The organism is Sphingobacterium sp. NPDC055346 (assembly GCF_053645235.1).
In genome coordinates, this window is sequence record NZ_JBSHMI010000013.1 from 1 (window position 1) to 21,939 (window position 21,939).

21 protein-coding genes are annotated in these 21,939 nt (G+C 41.1%); 12 read left to right on the forward strand and 9 right to left on the reverse strand.

Translation table 11 applies throughout. The features are described 5' to 3' along the window. Positions 1–757: 757 nt before the first annotated feature. Positions 758–1,111, reverse strand: a complete 354-nt coding sequence (locus ACWICE_RS19455) for a TfoX/Sxy family protein (RefSeq protein WP_185212653.1) — start codon at positions 1,109–1,111, stop codon at positions 758–760. A gap of 51 nt (positions 1,112–1,162) precedes the next feature. After that, positions 1,163–2,083: an NADP-dependent oxidoreductase gene (locus ACWICE_RS19460; protein ID WP_454299047.1), complete on the reverse strand. Its 921-nt coding sequence runs from the start codon at positions 2,081–2,083 to the stop codon at positions 1,163–1,165. Between the two features lie 205 nt (positions 2,084–2,288). Here ACWICE_RS19460 and ACWICE_RS19465 point away from each other — a divergent pair, with 205 nt between their 5' ends. From ACWICE_RS19465 to ACWICE_RS19480, 4 genes are all read left to right on the forward strand, one after another. Beyond that, entirely contained in the window at positions 2,289–2,651 is a 363-nt protein-coding gene (locus ACWICE_RS19465; RefSeq protein WP_185212655.1) for a BlaI/MecI/CopY family transcriptional regulator, read from the forward strand. Positions 2,652–2,653: 2 nt separating this feature from the next. Further along, positions 2,654–4,435 carry a M56 family metallopeptidase gene (locus ACWICE_RS19470; RefSeq protein ID WP_454299048.1) on the forward strand — a complete coding sequence of 594 codons (1,782 nt, stop codon included), beginning with the start codon at positions 2,654–2,656 and terminating at the stop codon, positions 4,433–4,435. Between the two features lie 112 nt (positions 4,436–4,547). Then, complete coding sequence (locus ACWICE_RS19475) at positions 4,548–5,156, forward strand: trimeric intracellular cation channel family protein (protein ID WP_185212657.1); 609 nt, start codon at positions 4,548–4,550, stop codon at positions 5,154–5,156. Positions 5,157–5,243: 87 nt separating this feature from the next. After that, on the forward strand, positions 5,244–6,233 hold the full coding sequence (locus ACWICE_RS19480; protein ID WP_454299049.1) for an endo alpha-1,4 polygalactosaminidase: 990 nt from the start codon (positions 5,244–5,246) through the stop codon (positions 6,231–6,233). A gap of 40 nt (positions 6,234–6,273) precedes the next feature. Here ACWICE_RS19480 and def read toward each other — a convergent pair whose 3' ends face one another. Then, positions 6,274–6,861: a peptide deformylase gene (gene def, locus ACWICE_RS19485; RefSeq protein WP_185212659.1), complete on the reverse strand. Its 588-nt coding sequence runs from the start codon at positions 6,859–6,861 to the stop codon at positions 6,274–6,276. Positions 6,862–6,939: 78 nt separating this feature from the next. Here def and ACWICE_RS19490 point away from each other — a divergent pair, with 78 nt between their 5' ends. From ACWICE_RS19490 to miaA, 3 genes are read left to right on the forward strand one after another with little or no spacing between them, the layout of a single operon-like run. Continuing rightward, positions 6,940–7,707, forward strand: coding sequence for a hypothetical protein (locus tag ACWICE_RS19490; RefSeq protein WP_454299050.1), 768 nt, complete (start codon positions 6,940–6,942; stop codon positions 7,705–7,707). 53 nt (positions 7,708–7,760) lie between these two features. After that, positions 7,761–8,933 (forward strand): Gfo/Idh/MocA family protein, encoded by a 1,173-nt coding sequence (locus tag ACWICE_RS19495; RefSeq protein WP_185212661.1) that lies wholly within the window; start codon positions 7,761–7,763, stop codon positions 8,931–8,933. Beyond that, positions 8,912–9,844, forward strand: coding sequence for a tRNA (adenosine(37)-N6)-dimethylallyltransferase MiaA (gene miaA, locus ACWICE_RS19500; RefSeq protein WP_454299051.1), 933 nt, complete (start codon positions 8,912–8,914; stop codon positions 9,842–9,844). The genes ACWICE_RS19495 and miaA overlap by 22 nt, the downstream gene beginning before the upstream one ends. Positions 9,845–9,881: 37 nt before the next feature. Here the strand turns inward: miaA and ACWICE_RS19505 are convergent, their stop codons facing one another. The 4 genes from ACWICE_RS19505 to ACWICE_RS19520 all read right to left on the reverse strand — a co-directional run bounded on the left by ACWICE_RS19505 (position 9,882) and on the right by ACWICE_RS19520 (position 14,129). Next, positions 9,882–11,435 (reverse strand): Rne/Rng family ribonuclease, encoded by a 1,554-nt coding sequence (locus ACWICE_RS19505; RefSeq protein WP_185212663.1) that lies wholly within the window; start codon positions 11,433–11,435, stop codon positions 9,882–9,884. A gap of 281 nt (positions 11,436–11,716) precedes the next feature. Further along, positions 11,717–12,568 (reverse strand): tetratricopeptide repeat protein, encoded by an 852-nt coding sequence (locus ACWICE_RS19510; protein ID WP_185212664.1) that lies wholly within the window; start codon positions 12,566–12,568, stop codon positions 11,717–11,719. A gap of 9 nt (positions 12,569–12,577) precedes the next feature. Beyond that, positions 12,578–12,865, reverse strand: coding sequence for an HU family DNA-binding protein (locus ACWICE_RS19515; RefSeq protein WP_093099732.1), 288 nt, complete (start codon positions 12,863–12,865; stop codon positions 12,578–12,580). Between the two features lie 199 nt (positions 12,866–13,064). Continuing rightward, positions 13,065–14,129, reverse strand: coding sequence for an aminotransferase class I/II-fold pyridoxal phosphate-dependent enzyme (locus tag ACWICE_RS19520; protein WP_454299052.1), 1,065 nt, complete (start codon positions 14,127–14,129; stop codon positions 13,065–13,067). Between the two features lie 139 nt (positions 14,130–14,268). Between ACWICE_RS19520 and ACWICE_RS19525 the strand changes: the two genes are divergently transcribed. From ACWICE_RS19525 to ACWICE_RS19540, 4 genes are all read left to right on the forward strand, one after another. Beyond that, a complete protein-coding gene (locus tag ACWICE_RS19525; RefSeq protein WP_454299053.1) occupies positions 14,269–16,413 on the forward strand; it encodes a TonB-dependent receptor in 2,145 nt (714 codons plus the stop codon). Positions 16,414–16,505: 92 nt separating this feature from the next. Further along, entirely contained in the window at positions 16,506–17,120 is a 615-nt protein-coding gene (locus ACWICE_RS19530; protein WP_454299054.1) for a hypothetical protein, read from the forward strand. 7 nt (positions 17,121–17,127) lie between these two features. Further along, the gene (locus ACWICE_RS19535) at positions 17,128–18,159 is read left to right on the forward strand and encodes a sensor histidine kinase (protein ID WP_454299055.1); all 1,032 of its coding nucleotides are present in this window, start codon (positions 17,128–17,130) and stop codon (positions 18,157–18,159) included. After that, on the forward strand, positions 18,156–18,911 hold the full coding sequence (locus ACWICE_RS19540) for a LytR/AlgR family response regulator transcription factor (RefSeq protein ID WP_454299056.1): 756 nt from the start codon (positions 18,156–18,158) through the stop codon (positions 18,909–18,911). Before ACWICE_RS19535 ends, ACWICE_RS19540 begins: the two co-directional genes overlap by 4 nt. 2 nt (positions 18,912–18,913) lie before the next feature. Here ACWICE_RS19540 and ACWICE_RS19545 read toward each other — a convergent pair whose 3' ends face one another. Both ACWICE_RS19545 and ACWICE_RS19550 read right to left on the reverse strand, forming a co-directional pair. Further along, positions 18,914–19,384 (reverse strand): hypothetical protein, encoded by a 471-nt coding sequence (locus tag ACWICE_RS19545; protein WP_185217973.1) that lies wholly within the window; start codon positions 19,382–19,384, stop codon positions 18,914–18,916. Between the two features lie 836 nt (positions 19,385–20,220). Beyond that, entirely contained in the window at positions 20,221–21,243 is a 1,023-nt protein-coding gene (locus tag ACWICE_RS19550) for a nucleoside hydrolase (protein WP_454299057.1), read from the reverse strand. Between the two features lie 171 nt (positions 21,244–21,414). On the opposite strand from ACWICE_RS19550, the gene ACWICE_RS19555 reads away from it, so the two are divergent. After that, the gene (locus ACWICE_RS19555) at positions 21,415–21,861 is read left to right on the forward strand and encodes a hypothetical protein (RefSeq protein WP_454299058.1); all 447 of its coding nucleotides are present in this window, start codon (positions 21,415–21,417) and stop codon (positions 21,859–21,861) included. The last annotated feature ends 78 nt before the right edge of the window (positions 21,862–21,939 follow it).

A 21,939-nucleotide genomic window follows, 5' to 3' on the forward strand; every position in this document is an offset into this window, starting at 1 on the left:
CGTACGGGTCGCTGCGCTACATGATCATTTAAAGAACTTATCGCGCCTGGGCATCTCGCTTCGGCTGTATATCGTCTCCTTTTAAGGGGAGTTGACGTGTCATTTTTTTCCGCTCCGGACATCGCGTCCCTCGCTGTTTCCCTTGGTTGGGACTGCAAAGGTAGGAACCTTTTTCGAAACCGCAAAATCTTTTTTAAAATAATTTTCGAGGCCCTTTTTCGGTGGTCGGCATGGCCTGCAATCGTGCAGCTCTGCTTCCCTTTTCCTTCCCGTGTTTCAGTGGCCGTGGGGCCGTCCCTCCCTTGCGGAGTGGTGCAAAGATAGGGACAAAATACGTTCACTTCCAAGGGGGAGGCCAAAGTATTTTTACCGCCGCCAGCTAACTCGCTGTAGCATTGCCAGATAATTTTTCGAAAAGACGGGAAAATACCGCCAAAGGGGGGCAACCGGGAGGGTTCCCGGACCGGAAGGGCGGCATGCCGGCGGATGGCGACATGGTTTGAACCAGATCTTGGTCCATCCTCCCATCCCCTTGATCCTGGTTCAAAAATCATCCCCTTTCCACCTGACCTCATTCGACCCACATTCCGAAAATTCGCAACGCAAGCGACCAAATCCCCTATGCGTCCTCGGGTACGCTCCGGCCGGTTTACCTGTTCTCTCCGGACCATTCCCGAACATGCCCCGAACGAGTCCCGAAGGAGAGCCGCAAAAAAACACCTCAAATCAATCCATGATATAGGTACGGAGTACAGGTTTATTTGGCCTTCCTCTTTTTCGAGACTTTGGCCAGGGGATTATAATCTAGGCAGGTATTCAGCCAGAACTCAAAATCTTCTTTGTTTTTATAGCCTTCTGGATCAACATAACAATAACCATCGAGCAGCTTACCGCGCATGACCATCGGCTGCACGCCACGTCTTTTGTTATACTCTTCTGTTTTTTGGGGATCGAAACGGCACATCAATTGGTCATCACCCACATTGATGCACATTTTGCCATCGACTAAAAAAGCAATTCCACCGAACATTGCCTTCTCTTCAACTTCTAATGAGGTGTGTTCAGCAAGATATGCCCGGACCGAGTCAGCTAATCTTTCATCGTATGCCATATATATTATATAAGGGTAAAGCTGTCATGCAAAGAACCAATTCATCCTTCCTTAGCATTTCAGCAGGTATTTAGCATTACTTTTATTATCATTCATTGCCTCGAAAGCCTGAACGGCAGCTTGAAGGGAATATTCCTCAATACCCTTTACCTTAATAATACCTTTACTGACCTGTTCCAGTATCCTTTCAAGTTCCTTTGGATTAGGTCCTGAATTCAGCATGTGCGCATGGACCTGACATTCCTTAACCAAGGCGGCATCTGGTTCCTGAACTAGGCTAACGATCGTTGCATCCTTCTTTAATAAGGGAATCAATTTCTCCTGATCTTTCCCACCAACCATATCGAGGACCAGATCAAAGGCAGGTAGGTCATTAAGGTAACCTTCATCCTTATAATCCAGGTAATGATCAGCGCCCAGGTCGAGTACATCAAACTTATACCGGGAAGAGCCGACCGCATAGACGGTTGCGTTTTTCTGTTTGGCAAACTGTACGGCGAAGGAGCCGACATTTCCAGATGCACCTACGATCAGCACTTTTTGATCCGCAACTAATTTGCCGGCATCGAACAACCCATGCCAAGCGGCGAGAGCCGAAACGGGACAGGCAGCTGCCAAGGACATCGACATTCCAGTAGGCACCCTACATATCTCGTCGGCCTTGACCACAAACTCCTCGGCAAATGCTCCGCCATATTTCTTAGGATTACCACAGACCAAGTCGCCCTTCTCCCATCCATTGAGGTCATCAGCCAGCTCCACAACCTCTCCGGCGAACTCCGCGCCGGGGATAAAGGGAAATTTTAGCTGCGGCATGGGAATGGTTTTGTCAAGGACCTTGAGGTCGAAAGGAATTACCCCAGCAAAGCTTACTTTAATTTTCAGGGTGCCCGATTTTAATTCCGGAGCAGCTACATCGCTGTACTCCCCTTTGGATAAGCTTCCGAATTCATTATATACTATAGCTTTCATATCATTAAATAAGATAAAAGGATGGCGACTATTGTTTTCAATTTAACATTTTTGATTTAAAAAACCAGATGAAAACGAATTTTAAAGGCTAGTTATCAATTAATTATGATATTTAAATGTTAAATATTTCTTAAAATATTTGGATTATACGAAACGCTTCGTACATTTGAATACGAAAACATTCGTAGATACTAACAATCATCGTATGAAACCAACAGAAAGCGAAATGGAAATATTGCAAGTCCTTTGGAACAAGGGGCAAAGCAGTGTAAGGGACGTATTTGAAACCTTGGACAAAAAAGATGTGGGCTATACAACAATCCTGAAATTGATGCAGATCATGCACGACAAAGGGATGGTGACTCGAGACACCAGTTCAAAGACCCATCTATACAAAGCGAAATTGGTGAAGGAGGAAATCCAGGAAAAGATGTTGGACAGGATGATCGATTCGGTTTACAATGGATCGACCGCAAGACTTGTCATGCAGGCACTGGGAAATGAAAGGGCCAGCAAAGAAGAGCTTGACGAAATCAAAGCATTTTTAAAGAAACTTGAACAAAACTAGCCATGGAAAATCTAACACTCAATATAGGCAATGCATTAGGCTGGAGCATTCTGCATTCTATATGGCAAGCTGCAATTTGGTATATTATATATAGTATATATACACTTTCAAAATCAAACATCAGTGCCAAAGCGAAACATAACGCAGCATTAGGCACCCAGGTATCTATATTTATCAGCTTTATTGCGACTTTTATCTACTTCTTCCAAAACAGCAGTCAATTCATCGACCTAAGGACCTTAAATCCGGAAGACCTGAAAAACATTATGGCCAACATACAACAGGATGGCTTTAGATTAGAAAGTCTATTACCTTATGTCGTGGCAGGATACATTTTTGGATTCATTGTTCAAATAATTTTGCTGACCAATAGCTTGATCCAATTGAAGAGGTTAAAATATAAAGGCCTAGACTCCATTCCGGAATCATGGACTAACCTATATTACCAAGCAAAAAAGAAACTTGATATCAGACAGTCCGTTGGGATCTATCTTTCCAATAAGATCAGCGTACCGATAACCTTGGGTCATCTGAGACCGTTTATCCTTTTCCCCATTGCTTATGCCAATAAAATGGAGCTGGCACAGGTAGAAGCTATCTTATTGCACGAACTGGCCCATGTAAAACGACAGGATTATCTGTTCAACCTATTGAAGGTCGGTATTGAAACGGTCATGTTCTTCAATCCATTTATCTGGGCCCTATCCAAAGTACTGGAAAGAGAAAGGGAACATGCATGTGATGACATGGTCGTAGAACATGTATCCACCCCTATTTCCTATGCCCAGGCATTGGTTGAGTTGGAAGAGTTGCGCATGAGCATGAATCCAAGTTTAACCTTGGCAGCTACCGGGAACAAAAATCATTTATTGAACCGAATTAAAAGAATCACCAAAATGGAAACTAATTATAAATACGTAAGGCCGCAATTATTGGCTGTATTGCTTAGCGGTTTGGCAATACTAACCTTAGCGTTGGTTATCCCAACGAATGAGGCAAAGGCAGAGGAAATAAAGGATGATTGGAGTTGGACCGATCAATCGACTGATGTGATCATCGATACGGTAAAACCGCTAAGCCCGCAACCGGCACAGAAACCAGTTGTACCAGCCAAGGTAAAACCGGAGTTGGTCTATCAAGGGAACGTGATCCGGGACACCAATGAACTGCCTTTAGATGTCCGCAATACCATCAGGTCTGTACAGGAACAGGGCAAAAAGATCCAAGAATATTACAGTTCACCGGAATGGAAAGCCCAGGTAAAAAATATAGAAGAGCAAAGTAAAAAGGTAAGTGCCTATTTTGAAAGCCCAGAGTGGAAACAGCAGATGGCTAAAATTGAAAAGGAATCTGCCAAGGTAAAGGAACATTTCAATTCCCCAGAATGGAAGAGACAGATGGCCAATATCGAAAAGGAATCCAGCAAAGTGAATGAATATTTCAATTCTCCGGAGTGGAAAAAACAGATGGAAAGCATTCAAAAAGAGTCTGCCAATGTTTCGAAATACTTTGAAAGTGAGGATTGGAAGAGACAGATGGCCAACATAGAAAAGGAATCTGCCAAGTTGAAAGACCATTTCAATTCAGCTGAATGGAAAGGACAGATACAAAAATTACAGGAGGACGGCAAGAAGATCCAAGAGTATTTCAACAGCCCTGAATGGAAAGAAAAAACCAAACAGTGGAAAGAGCTGCAGGATTCAGAAGAATTCAAAGAGATCAACAAAAAATACCAGAAAGAACTCGAGGAGTTGAAAGCTAAAAAAGGACTTTCCAAAATTTAATATATAAATCATTGTTTCGTTGTTTAGTTTAATAGGCCTCGCTCGAGGCCTTTTTTTATTTAATTTAGAGAATTTCATATTTTATGTATTATTGCAGACGGATGTAAATGGAATGGAATTGATTTATTACATTGATTTATTGGGGACCATGGTATTTGCCATTTCAGGTGCAATGGCCGCAAACCGATATGGGATCGATATTTTTGGTGCCACCTTTATGGGCTTTGTTACAGCAATTGGGGGCGGTTCGTTGCGCGATGTCTTCCTGAATATCCGGCCAGTCTGGGTAGAAGATGGAAATTATCTCATTGCCATCTTTGTAGGGGTCTTTATTTCCATTCTGTTCAACAAACATCTGGACAGTTTTGCCCGCACTTTGTTCCTATTTGACGCTTTAGGGATCGGTTTCTTTACGGTGGTAGGGGTTGAAAAATCTTTGGCCTATGAGAGCAGTGCGATGGCAGCGGTGATGCTGGGGATGTTTTCAGCCTGTATGGGCGGAGTGATCCGTGACGTGCTGATGAATGTCACCCCGCTGATATTGAGGAAGGAGATATATGCTTCGGCCTGCTTGGCGGGCGCCATAACCTATGTGCTGCTCACCTTTGTCCCGCTACACCAAAATTTGAACGCCTTTATCAGCGCAACGGTCGTATTCGGCATCCGTTTCCTTTCGGTTCGTTACAATCTATCCTTACCAACGGTTCGGCCCATAAATTAATTTGTTAAGAAAAGCTATATTTTTAGTCCATTTATATTAAATCATTATTTATTCCGTTTAATTCAAATACCGAATAAATAATCATTCATGAGGATAAAGAAACCATTGCTAGTTATCTTTTTGGGTTTAGGTCTATTGACTTCTTGCACAAAAGACGAAGGCTTTACGCCGGAACCTGATCAAGATTTTAGACAGGAGATGCGAAATTTTGTGATGGGGCTGAGTAAATATGCGAAACAATCGAGGCCTGAATTTTTGATCATACCGCAGAATGGAATTGAATTGGTCTCCCAAAGCGGAGAGCCTACTGGACCTGCGGCCAATGATTACCTTGCGGCGATTGACGGCAATGGACAAGAAGATCTATTCTTTGGTTATGACCAAGATGACCGGGCAACTGATCCGGCGGAAACCAATAGGCTGATCAAATATTTAAATATCTCAAAACAAGCTGGCAACAGCATTTTGGTCAGCGATTATTGCTCTACAGCTAAAAACATCAGCAATTCCTATTCTTGGAACCGGGAGAATGGCTTTATTTCCTTTGCGGCAACAGAACGGGAATTAAATATTATCCCAAAAATCGCTGTACATGAGGAGAACAAACTGAACATCAAAAATCTTTCAGAAGCCAAAAACTTCCTCTATCTCATCAATCCGAATGGTTTTACTTCCAAGCAAGCGTTTATTCAGGCCGTAACGGCGACCAACTATGATGTACTGATCATGGATCTGTACTTTACGGATGGACAGAAATTCAATAATCAGGAAATTGCAGAGCTCAGGAAAAAGGCAAACGGCGGGAGTCGCTTATTGATCTCCTATATGTCCATTGGGGAAGCAGAAGATTACCGACCTTATTGGAATGCCTCTTGGCAAAAGAACCGGCCAAGTTGGATCGTTGCAGAAAACCCGGAATGGAAGGGGAATTTTAAGGTGAAATATTGGGATAAGGAATGGCAGTCCATCATCTATGGAAATGATAAGAGCTATCTGAGAAATATATTGGATGCTGGATTTGATGGGGCATACCTGGATATCATCGATGCCTTTCACTATTTTGAGGACCTGCAATAGACTATTAAAAGAAAAGCCAGATCTGGATCTGGCTTTTCTTTTATCTTTTCTTTTTCATTTGCGGAAAGGACATTTTGTAAGAAACTCTTATCTGTCCTTTTGAAATAGAATCTAATTTACCCTTTAACATGGCTTTTTTCAAAGGCCCCAGTTTGTCGATAAATAGTTTTCCTTCGATATGATCATATTCATGCTGAACAACACGGGCAGCCAAACCAGTCAACTCCTCTTCCTGTTCTTCAAAGTTTTCATCTAAATAATTGATGACAACGTCTTTCTTTCTCAATACTTCCTCATTGATATGCGGAATACTTAAACATCCTTCAGAGAATGGCCATTTCTCACCACTTTCTTCCACCAGAATGGGGTTGATGAAAACACGTTTAAAATCCTTTGCCGTTGGGTCACCCGGTCCGTCTTCATCATCTTCGCCAAAAGGAGTGGCATCAATGACAAACAATCGGATTGGCAAACCAATTTGCGGAGCTGCAAGGCCTACACCATTTGCTGCATACATGGTTTCAAACATATTATCTATCAATTGTTTTAATTCTGGATAATCCTCATCGATCTCTTCCGTTCTCTGACGCAAAACCGGATCTCCATATGCTACTATTGGTAATTTCATCTGTTATTGTTTACGGTACAAAGGTATTAATAATTTAGCACAGCTAGCATATTGAATGATTTGCCTTATTTTTGCAAGATGGAAAATCCAGCTACCAACAAGCTACTAGGCTATATTCAACAGGAGTTAGATCCTGATGCACATCAGGAAGAGCTGGAACATTATTCGAAACTCATCTGCCCTTCCCTATCCTTTGACATTTATGTCTACAAAAAGTTTATGGAAATACCGAGCACTTCGATGAAGAAATATATCCTGATTTCATTGGGACAGTTGGAGCAGGAGGTTTCCAAAATACAGCACAGACTGAAAGTACTGGCCGGAAAGGCCAAAAAGCTACACGCACGGTCGACCGTGGTTGCGCGATTGGACAAAAACCAAAGTATGTCCTTTCTGGAGGAGCATCATTTGCAGGTGCCCTTGCCGGGCAAATATAGATACGGTCTTTTCTATGAAGGTGAGTTGGTTTCCATAGCGGTATTTAGCGGCGGACGCCGGATGAAGGACAAACCAGAGGATTATCGTTCGTTTGAACTGTTACGTTTTTGCCATAAATCTGACCAGCTCATAATCGGGGGGCTCTCCAAATTGATCCAAGCCTTTATCAAGGATTTCCATCCAGGCGATATCATGACCTATGTGGACAAGGATTGGTCCCAGGACTCATCGCTCAAGACCATTGGCTTCCAGGAAATGGGATCCCGAGAAGGTGCGAGATTTTGGATTGCCGAGCAGCAGCAGCATCTGATAGAAAGTGAGGAGCAGTTGTTGGAAATGGCTGAGAACCATCCCAATGGTTATCTATCCCAGAATTCAGGAAGCATTAAATTAGTATTGGCTGTTTAAAAACAGCTTTATTTTATTATATTTATTGCTTAATCAATCGAAATTTATTCCTTATGAAACGAAAACTTCGCATGGGCATGGTCGGTGGTGGAAACGATGCCTTTATAGGAGCTGTACACCGAATTGCTGCCTTTATGGATGGCAAAATAGAATTAGTATGTGGTACATTCAGTATAAATAGAGAGATTTCTTTACAATCGGGCGAGGACTTATTTGTTCCTGAAGAAAGAGTCTATTTGACGTACCAAGAAATGATCGAGAAGGAATCACAGCTTCCAGAAGGAGAGCGCATGGACTTCGTGACGATCGTAACACCGAACTTTTTGCACTTTGAACCAGCAAAGCTTGCTTTGGAAAATGGTTTTGATGTTGTAGTTGAAAAACCTATGACCTTAAACCTAGAAGAAGCATTGGAATTGCAGGCGATTGTGGAACGTACAGGCCGTACACTATGTTTGACGCATACTTATTCTGGTTACCCAATGGTAAAACAGGCTAAGGCTATGGTTAAAGATGGTCACTTTGGCAAGATCCGCAAAGTATTGGTTGAATACCCTCAAGGCTGGTTAAGCCGTTTGACGGAGCGCGAAGGAAATGCTGGCGCAGCATGGCGTACAGACCCGAAACGTTCTGGAAAATCTTTGGCCATGGGTGATATCGGTACACACGTAGCCCACTTGGCTGAATATGTGACTGGACTTAGGATCACGGAGGTTTGTGCTGATTTGACTTCATTTGTCGAAGGCCGCCAATTGGATGATGACGGTTCGGTATTGTTGCACTTCACCGAAGGTGCTAAAGGGGTGTTGACGGCTTCGCAGATCTGCGCTGGAGAGGAAAATGCAGTAAGAATGCGAATTTATGGCGAAAAAGGTGGTTTTGAATGGGCAAATGAAGACCCTAACAACCTGATCGTGAAAATGTTGGATCAGCCGAGACAGTATTACCGTACAGGAAATGCCTATGCAGCACCATATACCTTGAGTTCATTTGCAACCCATAACACTAGAATTCCAGCGGGTCACCCTGAGGGATTATTGGAATCGTTTGCCAATATCTACCGTAATTTTGCCGCAACTGTAGCGGCTAAAAAGGACGGTAAAACCCCTACTCCGGAGCAATTGGATTTCCCGAATGTAAACGATGGAGTTCGCGGTATGGCATTTATTGATACCGTTGTAGCTAGCAACGCAAGTAATGAAAAATGGACCAAGTTCGTGATATAACCCATATTCAAGAACTTATTGAATCTATACATCAGGCGGAAGAGTTTCTTTCGCCTGATTTTCTTTTGATCATTTTAGGGCCTACGGCCTCCGGAAAGACCAAATTGGCAGTCAAACTAGCCCAAGCCATGAACGGAGAGATCATTTCTGCCGATTCCAGGCAAGTTTACAGGCAGTTGGACATCGGTACGGGAAAGGACCTGATCGAATACCAAGATATTCCCTACCATCTTATCGATATTGTTGATCCACATGAGCATTATAATGTGGATTTGTTCAGGGATGCCTTTCAACAAGCATTTGTAGAAATCCGAAGTCGAAAAAAACTTCCCATCCTTTGTGGTGGTACCGGTTCATATATACAGAGTTTATTGCAAGAGCAGCCCTATAGTCAGATCCAAAAGGATAAGGACCTGCAAAATGAGCTTTCCTTATTGCCAAAAGAGACCCTCATAGCGAGGATAAAGGAATATAGCATTCCTGAAGATTTCAATATAGACTGGAACAGCCATAAGCGATTGGTCAGGGCCCTGGAAATATTGATCTACCTGAAAGACCATCCTAAGCCGGAAGTGAAAGTTAATACCGTTAAGGATTTTTTGATCCTAGGGCTATCGCCCGATCGAGAAACAAGGAGAGCAAGGATAGACCAACGCCTGGAAACCAGGATGGAGGAAGGTTTGTTGGCTGAAGGTGAAGGTCTATTGGCCCAAGGGATCAGCCATGAACAATTGCAATGGTTTGGACTGGAGTATAAATATGCTTCTTTGCATTTGCAGGGTGAATTGACCATGGAGGAATTCAAGGAAAAGCTAAGGACAGAGATCCATCGGTTTGCGAAGCGGCAGATGACCTACTTTAGGAAAATGGAGAAAGATGGACTGAAGATCCATTGGATAGACCTGCTATAAAGTAAAAAAGCTGGTTGCGGAATGCAACCAGCTTTTTTTACAATTTTATTTCTTCGTCTTTGGAGTTAAAGAAGTGGAATTCGGTCAAATGATATGAGCTCATTTCCTTCACTTTAATCCATTTCCAATATTTTAGAAACCATTTCATTCTTCTGGAGATAAAACCAGATTTGATGTAGGCAGCGATATAAGGGTGTACACAAAGGGTAACCCCGACTTCGTTCTGTTCCTGAAGAATAAAACTCAAATTGTTTTCAATATCATCCAATAAAACGATACTGGATCTAATTTCGCCGGTTCCGTCACAAGCAGGACACTTTTCATTGGTCACAATGCTCATTTCAGGTCTGACTCTTTGCCTAGTGATCTGGACTAATCCGAATTTACTAGGAGGGAGAATGGTATGACGTGCTCTGTCGCTGGCCATACATTCCTTCAAGAAACCATACAGTTCTTTCCGGTTGGAGGCTTTGTGCATATCGATAAAATCGATGACGACGATGCCACCCATATCCCTCAGCCTAAGCTGACGGGCAATTTCTTTTGCTGCTTCCTTGTTTACAAGGAGCGCGTTATCTTCTTGATTTTCTTTGTTGGCAATCCTGTTTCCGCTATTGACGTCGATGACGTGGAGTGCTTCGGTGTGTTCAATCACCAGGTAGGCACCACCTTGCAGGTTTACAGTTTTGCCGAACGACGCCTTAATTTGCTTTTCTACTCCGAAATGGTCGAAGATAGGTTCTTTTCCTTTATAGAATTTGACTATCTTTTCCAGATCCGGAGAGATCTCTTGAATATATGATTTTACTTCCTCGTAGATTTCATTATCATTAACATAGATATGAGTAAATTCATCGGTGAGGATATCACGCAGGATGGTGGACGCTCTGTCCAACTCACCCAGTACTTTCTGAGGGGGTTCAGCTGTTTTAAGGCGTTTGGTAAACAATTCCCATTTGGAGATCAGGTCAAGAAGGTCTTTTTGGAGTTCATCAACTCCCTTACCTTCGGATACCGTACGGATAATGACGCCGAAATTTGCAGGTTTAATGCTCTCTACAATTTTCTTGAGTCTATTTCTCTCGGCACTGCCTTTGATCTTTTTGGAAATGGAAACCGAACTTGAAAATGGTACCAGGACGACGAATCGACCAGCGATGGATAAGTCGGAACTTAACCTTGGTCCTTTAGTCGAGATAGGTTCTTTCGCTATCTGTACTGGCAATAACATGTTACGGCTTAAAACATCAGATATTTTTCCAGCCTTGTCAATGTCCTTTTCAAGCTTCAAACTATTGAGCAGTTTCTCTTGATAACTGCCATTCTTTACTACCCTTGTTAATTTGATCAAGGATTGTACTTGAGGCCCTAAGTCGAGGTAATGCAGGAAAGCGTCTTTTTCGTAGCCTACATCTACGAATGCGGCATTCAGTCCGGGCATGATTTTCTTTACTCTCCCTAAGTAAATATCACCCACGGCATAATGATTGCCAGCTTGTTCCCTGTTTAGTTCAACTAGTTGTTTGTCCTGTAGTAAAGCAATAGTCACCCCCTTATCGGGGACTGAATCGATAATTAATTCCTTTACCAACAGCTACTTAATTAAGGACAGTTGTGGACTCGCTCCACAACGAATGTTGTCCGGTTAAACATAAAACCGTTTAATGAAAAAAAACAATCTATGATGATGGATAATCGATCATAGATTGTATCACATGATTTATAAGGCTAATGCCCTATAACTATTTTTTCTTGTGTCTATTTTTTCTTAAACGTTTTTTACGTTTGTGAGTAGCCATTTTGTGTCTTTTTCTTTTTTTTCCGCTTGGCATAGCTTTAATGTTTTTAAATGATTTTAAAAAAAATTGTTAATTACTTACTTAGTTCTTCAATCCTGCGATCGATGAACTGGGAGAGACTAGGATCGGCAGCCAGTTCTTTGCTCTTTTGGAAAGCAGCAATAGCTTCGTTCTTCATCCCTATATTTTCATAGCCTGTTGCCAAATAAAAATATGCTTCGGCATCAGGTTTTTGTTCAATTACAATTTTGAAACGATCGATTGCTCGGTCGAATTGACGAGACTGTAATGAGAACAAACCTAAGGTTTTGTTAGCCTCCAGGTTTTTTGGATCAGCTTGAACAACTTCTCTCAAGATAGCAATACCAGCCATCGGGTTGTTGGTTCCAGTAACCATTGCTGCCCCTAATCCGGTTTTTGCATCTAAGCTCGAGCCGTTTAAATCTACAGCTTTTTGATAAACTTCAATAGCTTTCTGATTTAAGGCACTTGCTAGGACGGTATCTTGAAGATTAGTATATCCTTTACGGAAATTGTCTCCAGATTTCAAGTAGAACTCAAATTTAGGGTCAATCTTAGCCATTTCCTCATAGATATAAGCTTGAGGAGCAGGTTTTTCCACGTCGTTCCATTTATCAGCAAGTTGCTGGTAGATTTTCACGCGTTCGGAACCTTCTGCTTTATTGGCTTTTGCCTCTAGATCTGTGATTTCATTGACAATAGCTGGGTTCAATCCACGCTTAGCCGCTTCAGATACAGAACTCAGATTAAACTGAGATGCAGCAGCTTCAGCTTGAGAAGTTGTAGCTGCTGCATTTTTTTCTTCTTCATCTACCAAGCCCTTCACAGGTTTAAACAATAGGAATCCAATAACAAGGACTACTGCTGCTACAACGATGATCTGGATTTGCTTGGTGTTTTTCATGAAAATGAATTATTTCTTATTTCCGTTCTTAACTTTCTCTACAAATACTTTTGCAGGTTTGAAGCTAGGCACGTAGTGCTCAGGAATGATAATAGCTGTGTTTTTAGAAATGTTACGTGCTGTCTTTTCAGCTCTCTTTTTTACTACAAAACTTCCAAAACCTCTTACGTACACATTCTCACCGCCAATCATAGCGCTTTTAACTACTTTGAAGAATGCTTCAACGGTTTCTTGTACATCAACCTTCTCTAAACCAGTCTTGTTAGAGATCTCTGCAATAATTTCTGCTTTAGTCATATCTATTTTTACTCTAATTAATCTATACCCTAAGCCTATCAGCCCGTTTGGGGATGCAAAAGTATCTTTTTAAAATGAGTAATGGAAATATTTTTGTGATTTTTTAAAATCCAAACCACTATCATTCAATGATTTAGTACAACACTCCCCAATTTTACATTTCAAAAGGCTTGCAAAGCTACAATTATTTTATTGACTATCAAAGTATTAATGAACTTTCTGAACACAATATTTCTCCTATATGACGAATGTCAGCTTCTGAGTGTAAAGCAGATACAACAACCCGATTTAACAGGGGACTTGTCGCTAATGGATATGGAAAACTGGATATCACAATGTTTTTCTGCAACAAATGCTTGTAAAGTAACGGCTGGGTCGAGCTGAAAACCGGAAATTTCTCTATATGGTTCAATGAAGTTTCTCGGGTAATCGATGCCAACATACTCGTATTGGATTGCATCCTTTCAAAAGCTTTTTCATAAAGATCTTGCCCATGAACCAGCGCATAGAGTGCTGCCGGTGCTGTCGGCGAAGCTCCATTGAAAATAGGATGTTTCTTGATCTTTTCTACAGTGCCCTTGTTTCCAAAAACAACTCCGGCATCAGTTCCAAGACCTTTTGCCAATGATGCTAAAACAACGATTTCGATATTGTCGAATTTCAAAGCTGATAGATCAGCTGAAACTTGGTTCTTCTTTAAAATGCCGATCCCATGGGAGTCATCCAAGATCAAAAGAACCTTTTTGTCTGGCTTTATTTCCCTGAAGATAGAAAAATCAAAATGTAAAGGGGTTAGATTATCAATACAATTGGAAATTACCAGGACATCATCATGCTCGGCATCATTAATAAATTCAACCGTGGCCTTAGCCCACTCGTCAAAACTCCCATCCACTAGAGGAGTTTCATCTAGCCATAGTGCGGGGTGGCTTCCTGGCGCGTAAAGAACGGTCTTGCCTTTGGAGAGGGCACGAACCGCCACCTGCCCTGCAAGATAACCACTCGAAAGCAAAGCTGCCGCTTCAAAGCCAAAACGATCTGCCAAATGGCACTCAGCTTCCTGATAGATTCCAAGCTGTACATTGTTGGTCCTGGAGGTTCCATTATTGAGCCCAAGCAGGTCGATCCCTTTTTTGTAAAGTTCGATGTATTCTGGATTATCCAATAATCCAAGATAGGCCGTACCACCAAAAAAGTGGTAATCCGTACCGTCTAGGCTAATAATTCTTCCTGTAGTTTGTTGAAGATTTCTAAAGGAGGTCATGGCAAATGTTATCAGAAAGCAAATGTACAAAAACCTTTCAAACTCCCATTTTTACGATTCATCCTTTATTTCCAACCGTTCAGCTTTTTATTGTTTTTCTTTTGTTTGAATAGGCTTAAAATTGAAATAAAAACTGCTCATGAAACCATTAATAGCCCTAGTCCTGTTCATCCTTATTTCCACGAGTTCAAAGGCACAAATCATTAGCGGAAAAGTAATTAACACGAAAAGAAAGCCTATTTCTAATGTAAATGTTTTTATAGTCGGCAGTTATGACGGAGCCTCAACAGACTCCCTTGGTGGATTTTCCTTCAAGACTGAAACAACAGGAAAACAAGTTTTGCAATTCAGTTCGGTTGGTTACATAGGCAAATCTCTTGAAATTGAGATTGTAGACAGTCTTTTTATCGAAGTCAGCATGGCTGCCGAGGACAATCAGATCGAGGCAGTGACGGTCAGGGCAGGTCAGTTGAGCGTTGGGAACCAGAACGGCGCAGTTCTTTCACCGTTGGATATCGTAACGACAGCGGGGAGCATGGGAAATATTGTGGCGGCCTTAGGAAAATTACCGGGAGCTCAGATTGCAGGGGAAAACGGCAGGCTAATGGTTCGGGGAGGCGATCCTAGCGAGACCCAGACTTACATCAATGGCATACTGGTCGGCCAGCCCTACACCGCATCAGCCAATGGCGTTCCGGTTCGCGGCCGCTTCTCCCCTTTCCTTTTCAAAGGGACCAACTTCTCCACAGGAGGTTATGGTGCGGAGTTCGGAAATGCTCTTTCAGGAATACTGAACCTGACAAGCTCCCAGGTTATTGAAGAGCCTAAAACTGAACTTTCCTTTTCTACAGTGGGTCTAGGGCTGAGCAATTCGCAGAAATGGGGAAACAGTTCCCTGAGCCTAAATGCCAGTTATACCAATCTCAAACCATATAACAGCTTAATCAACCAGAACATTACTTGGCATAAACCTTATGAGCAAGCTTCTGGAGAGGCCATCTTCAGAAACAAGGGCAAACATCATTTTTTTAATCTCTATGCATCATTTGCTGCTGAAGACTTCAGTTTTACGGATTATAGCGTTCAATATTCCCAGGATATCAAAACTGCGATCAAGTCCAACAACTATTATCTGAACAGCAATTTAGTGTATTATCTGCCTTCAAACTGGAAATTGGAAACAGGTTTAGGGATAAGCTATCTAGACCGCAGCTTGCGTTTCCATGAATTCACCATACCAACAAAGGAAAAAGGGAGCCATGCTAAGGCCTTGTTCAAGAAGAATGCGAATCGATGGAATTTCATGTTTGGAGCAGAACATTTTTACAATGCGGTCGATGAAAAGTTCCAGCAAAACGAAGACAATCCCTTTTCTTACGGATTCAATCGGTCTACTGCAGCTGTATTCACGGAAGGACAATATAGGCTGTTTTCAAAAATGACCTTAGACCTTGGCTTGAGATATGTAGACAACTTCAAAAACCAGCGTTTTCTGGAGCCAAGGGCAGCATTGGCTTATATTCCATCAACAAACCACATGCTTTCTCTCTCCTATGGCAAATATCATCAGGATCCTAATCCGGACATTTTCAAGTTCGACACAGACCTGAAATGGCAATCAGCAGAACATTATATTTTCAACTACACCTTCAATCAAAAAGGGCAGATGCTGCGCTTAGAAGGCTTCCTAAAAAACTATCACGACCTAATTACCTATAACAGCTTAATTCCGCAATACAACTCAACCTTTGCCAACAATGGCTACGGAAAAGTAAAGGGAATTGACTTTTTCTGGAAGGATAGCAAAACCATCCCGAACCTTCAATATTGGATATCTTACTCCTATACCGACCCCAAGAAACTCGAAAGGAACTACGAATATGCCGTGCAGCCAAGTTATTTGGCCAAGCATTACTTCTCCATCGTTGGTAAATATTGGATATCCAGCTGGCGATCCCAGGTTGGCCTGACAAATACCTACATTTCAGGAAGACCATATAACAATCCCAACCTAAGCGGATTTATGCAATCGATGACCAAAGCTCAAAATGACCTGTCTTTCAGTTGGTCATTTCTATTGACCCAACAGAAAATCCTCTTTTTCTCGGTCACCAATATCTTGGGAAACAAACCCATCTATGGTTATGAGTATAGCCCATCTCGCAACGCTACAGGACGGTTCGAAGGGCGTGCCATGATTCCCACCGCCAAAAGATTTGCATTTGTAGGCTTCTTTTGGACCATCAGCAAGAACAAAAAAGACAACCAATTGGATCAATTATAACCGTTCATCCAGTGAATTCAACAGTTCATCCCATTGGATTTTATGGGAAACTTCAAAAAACTGATTTTTATATAAACTAAAATATACACGACATGAAAACTTTAATCTGCACTTTATTGACATTATTTAGCTTTTCCGTATTTGCACAAGGAAATTATGAAAAAGCAATGGGTGAAGCCCTTCAGGCATGGAAAGATGGCAAGGTGAAGGAAGCAAGCGCTCAATTTGAGAGAATAGCACAAGTAGAAAAAGATAACTGGATTCCAAAATACTATCAGGCACTGACCTTGGTGACAAGCTCTTTTCATCTGCAAGATGAGACGGAAAAGGCTAACGCATTAAAGAAAATCGGTGAATTAATTCCGAAAGACGAGAAAGACCTCAATTCAGAATGGTTGGTTGTAAGGGCATTGGCTACCACCTCCGATATGATTACCGACCCTATGAGCAAAGCCGCTATCTTGAGCCCTTCTATCATGGCTGATTATGAAACTGCAATCAAGATGGATCCTAATAATCCACGTGCTATCATTGGATTAGCTGAATTCAGCATGCAATCAAAGAAATTTATGGGCGGCGACACCAAGGAGGAATGTGAAAGTATTCAAAAAGCATTACCTTTATTTGACACTAAAAAAACTGAGCCTGCCTTCTATCCTTCATGGGGAAAAGAAAGAGCAGAGGCACTCCTAAAAGAATGTAAATAAACACTAAATGAAGTCATTTCTAAGATCCATCATCTTGGCAGTAATCATCAGTTTGGCGATCTACAGCAGCATTGCCATCTATGTACTGTTCCATACAGGGAGCTTAGAAATGTCTTTTATCAAAGCTCCAGAATCCATTGCAGGCATTTCTTACGGCATCTTTCTGTTCTTATCCGGAAGCTCCTCAAGCCGCATATTAAACCATTTTATTCCCGACAAAACCAAGGTTTTCTCTCGGGTTTTGGGCTACATCATCCTTACCTGCATCCAAGCGCCAATCGTTATTTTCATCATCAACATGCTGATATCAAAACTGATGCTGAATAAAACTTTCAGTGAGTTTGTATCCGATGAAAACTGGTTTGCCTACATTCCTTTGACCATAATATCCATCCTGATTGGATTAGGATTCTATGCCTTCTACTATTTCAAACAATTCAAGAACAAACAGATTGCACAACAGAAAAAGATTGCTGGGGAGGCAACGGCTCAACTCGAATCGTTAAAAAACCAGATTGACCCCCACTTTCTTTTCAACAGCCTGAACGTGCTGATCGGCTTGATCGAGGAAGATCAAAAGAACGCTATTACTTACACCAAATCGCTCTCCAAGATCTATCGCTATATCCTCGAGCATAAGGACAAAGAATATGTCAGCATCAAGCAAGAACTGGAATTTGCAAACAACTATATTTCCCTACTGCAAATCCGTTTTGAAGATGCCATAGAATACAAAATGGAAGTGCAAAACCTTCAGGAAAACGAGTTTACAGTTCCCCTTGCCTTACAGCTCCTGTTAGAAAACTGTATACAGCACAATAAGGCCACTGAACAAAATCCATTGAAGATTAAAATCTTTCAGGAAGGCGATTTACTAGTTGTAGAGAACAATCTTCAAGAAAAAGAAAACAAAAGCTCCTCTACCAAGGTTGGACTCAAAAACATCAGGGAGCGATATCTCCTGACAAGCAAGAAGGATATCCAAATCATCAAATCCGAAGATAAATTCACCGTTAAATTGCCAATCCTAGTTTCATGAAAGATTACCGAACCCTAATTATTGAAGACGAAAAACCTGCAGCCAGGCTATTATCCAGGAAATTGAACAGCATAGGGATACAGGCCATCGACATGCTGCACTCGGTTGAACAGGCAAGAAAATGGTTTATGGAAAATCAGGCTCCAGACCTCATCTTTCTGGATATCCAACTATCTGATGGCTTGTCTTTTGAGATTTTTGAAGGATTGGAAATCAATAGCGCCATTATCTTTACTACTGCCTATGATGAATTTGCTATCCGTGCGTTTAAGTTGAACAGCGTCGATTATCTCTTGAAACCGATTGCCGAGGAAGAACTTGAAATTGCAATTGGTAAGTTTGAACGATTAAGGAATCAGCAGCCCAGCATCGATTTACAGCAAATAAAAAAGCTGATCAGTCCCGATAAAAATCAATATAAGACCAGATTTAGCATCAAGGTAGGCAATAACATCAAATTGATCCCCATTGAAGAAATCGAATGTTTCTTTTCAGAAAACAAGGGCACATACGCCTATTGCGACAATAACAGCCAATATCTGTTGGACCAAACATTGGAACAGATCGAAACAGTTTTGGACCCTGATAAATTCTTCCGGATAAGCAGAGGAAACATCGTGAACATCAATTCCATTCAGAGCATATCGGTCCATTCGAGTTCCCGACTGCGGGTACAACTGAACAACTGCCCTTCACAGGAACTTATCGTAAGCCGAGAAAGAGTCAGCGACTTTAAAGAATGGTTGGAATAACCTTAGTACAGATGGAATTTCAAGGGAATATTAAGGCCAACGCCAAAGGTAAACCCATCGATTGGCTTAAAATTTTCTTTGGTATTGATATCAAATCCATAGCCAGCTGAAAGTTCTAGAATAGAAAAAACGCTGATCCCTGCCTTAGCCGTAGCGGTATACGGAGTAATTTCCCCCTTGATGAATGGCCAAACCGCAACGTTATTGAGGTAATATGTAACGCCAAATTCAGGGATTACAGTAGACTGATCCATCATCCAAGTAAAGTTGGCACCAGCATCAAACTTGATGTACTGAGATTGGTTAGGCGCAAATAACCCCCAAGCTGACGCTTTCAAGAAGTTACCGCTCTGATATTGGTAACCGATGGAAGGACCAAAAATCCAACCATCTGCTTTCCTGCTCTTTTCTTGCGAAAAGCCAGCTTGCTGCCCTAAAAACAGCATGACAAGGACTATTAGGATTTTTCTCATATATCTTTAATCTATTTTAATTGTTAACAGAACAAATTTCATTGTTTTTTGTTATTTTTAAAAAGTATTATCAAAATCACACAAAACTATTTGCAATTGCTAGGAATAGTTGGCTAAACATTTGTTTTTCAACACTATTCCGCCACACACTTTCTGTAACCAAACTTATTTTAACAAATAACAATTAATTTAACATTACAGATTTCTTAACAGGGTATTAATATCAAAGAAGTAACTTTCGACAGGTTAAACCACTAGCATTCAAAGAGTTTAACCCAACATGTCGATACATGTTATTTTTATCTCCCTATAGAAGACAAAATAAAAACAAGGTTTGGCCGTTTATTTGAGTACTAGACCCTAAACCATTCTATTCTGGGATGATGTTTAATTAATTAATTCACAAAACTATTTGAAACTATTGTATGAAAATTATTAGTTTAAAAACGACTGCTATGAGTCAATCTCACCCCTTATGTCCTCATTGTGGAGAAGCATATCTCTACTCTCGAGTTCGTAGACCGTGGTGGGTCAAGTCATTTTTGTTTTTCTTGCCGGTCAAGAGGTATTCGTGCAATCAATGCCATAAATCCTCTTATGTATTACGCGAAAGAGATTAATGAGTTATCACACTAGCGCTCGTTAAATCCTTACAATCAAACTTTCTATTATCTATTTATTGTCAGACCGATTCTCAGATTAATCCATCGCCTGGTGCTTGATCTTCAGATTAGTCTTCGATCAATACTCTAGAGTCCAATTTGCTGAATCCACTATCTCAGCTTTCAGCATAAAATCACCCAAAATGATGGGATTGGGGATAGTTTGGCCAAAGCTTATTTTGGTTGTTCCAACATCAATTCATCGATAGCTTCCTCCAACTTCTTATACGGATATTTATGGATTATGAATTTGTGCTTCCCTTCTACCGATGGTTCCCAATAATTTGCCCCATCCTTTTCAGTCTTCATCGTCCCAGGTCCACTTACATAAAAGTACTTTTCAGGATTTTCAGCAGCAATAAGCACAGCTGTCTGATCCCATGAACTCCTTGCCTTTACCGCTTCCTTGGCATAGCTCGCTAAATTGATCTGATAACCAATAGAAACAGGACTGCTTTCCAGCTTTTTTCCTGCTATTAGGCCTCCCGTTTTGATCTTGTCCCCTATTTCAAACCCTGAGAACAAGATTGGTTTTGGAAAATGCTCGAAGGCATAAACCCCAGATTCAGCATCCTTGTGGACATTAAACTCCTTGCCTTGCGGAAAGCCACCTGCCATCGCCACCCAATTCTTCACTTTTTTCTTCACCAACTCCATCCCATTTAGATTGGAATATTTATCTGCTTTTGACTGCAAAAGATCACTGATATTCGTCATAAACCCAACGGTCACTATCGTAACGCTATTATCCGGCTGTTCTGCCAATACCTTTCTATAAATCGAAACTGAAGGTTCATACTTCTTAGTTAAGAGCTCTGGAGCGAACTTTTTGATGATCTGTTCATTCCAATTGTTTGCCGCCGTAAAATTGGGAGCCAAGGGGCTATAAGTCTGTCCAACGGGAATATCCCTACGTTTAAAATATCTGTTGTATACCTCGATGGTCCCGGGAATGTCCTTATGGGCATCGGAAGAAACCGTAGCCAAAATTTCTACCTTGCCTTGATTGGCAAAAGCATGTAACAGTGCAATGGCTCCGATATCATCATAATCCGGCCCCATATCCGTATCAAATATGATCTTAACTTTAGCAGAATCTGTTGGAAATGGTTTGGAAAGCACAGTATATTGTGCAATAAAAATGAACAAGAAGGAGATAAGGAATGTTTTTAAATTAAAGATAGTTGTAATTCTCATGGTATAGGTTTTAGAAGGACAATTCAGATTTTCATAAGCATTTGCTCATTTAAGTTAATGAAATTATCACAAAATCCAGATTCAAAACATTTTAACAAATAACGTAGCGGAATGAAAATAATAGTCGTTTCTTAAAAACGAGATTATCCTCGGACCAATAAACACGTAATTATGAAAAACCTACTCACCTTAATTTCTATGATGTTGCTGTTATTTTCCTGCAGCAAAGATGATTCCTTGTCCATTGACCACGAATCAGCCTATAAAAAGAGTCTAAAAAAATGGGAAAACTTCAAGTCTGAAAGCAATAACAGCTATACTTATGTCATAGAAACTTATCGATTTTTTTCCTCACCACCCTCTAGGATCACTCTAACAGTAGAAAATGGAATATTAACGAAAAGGAGCGGATATAAAATGGATCTATTTGCGGTCCAACGACCAGAGTCAGGCTGGACAAAAGAAAATATACGAGAAGCGTTGATTTCTACCAACATGGACAATGCACGAATCGAGGAGATGCTTACAGCCGATTTTATTGCCAATATGGATTGGGAAGAGGATCAAAATAATTTAGGAAAATATGACCCCAAGGATCTCGCGATGAACTGTGTCTAATTCCAAATTTATTTTAAATTTTTTCCAAATTTTATTCTGCTAAGACTTTTTCCAATCGGTATACCTCACCAGACTTTG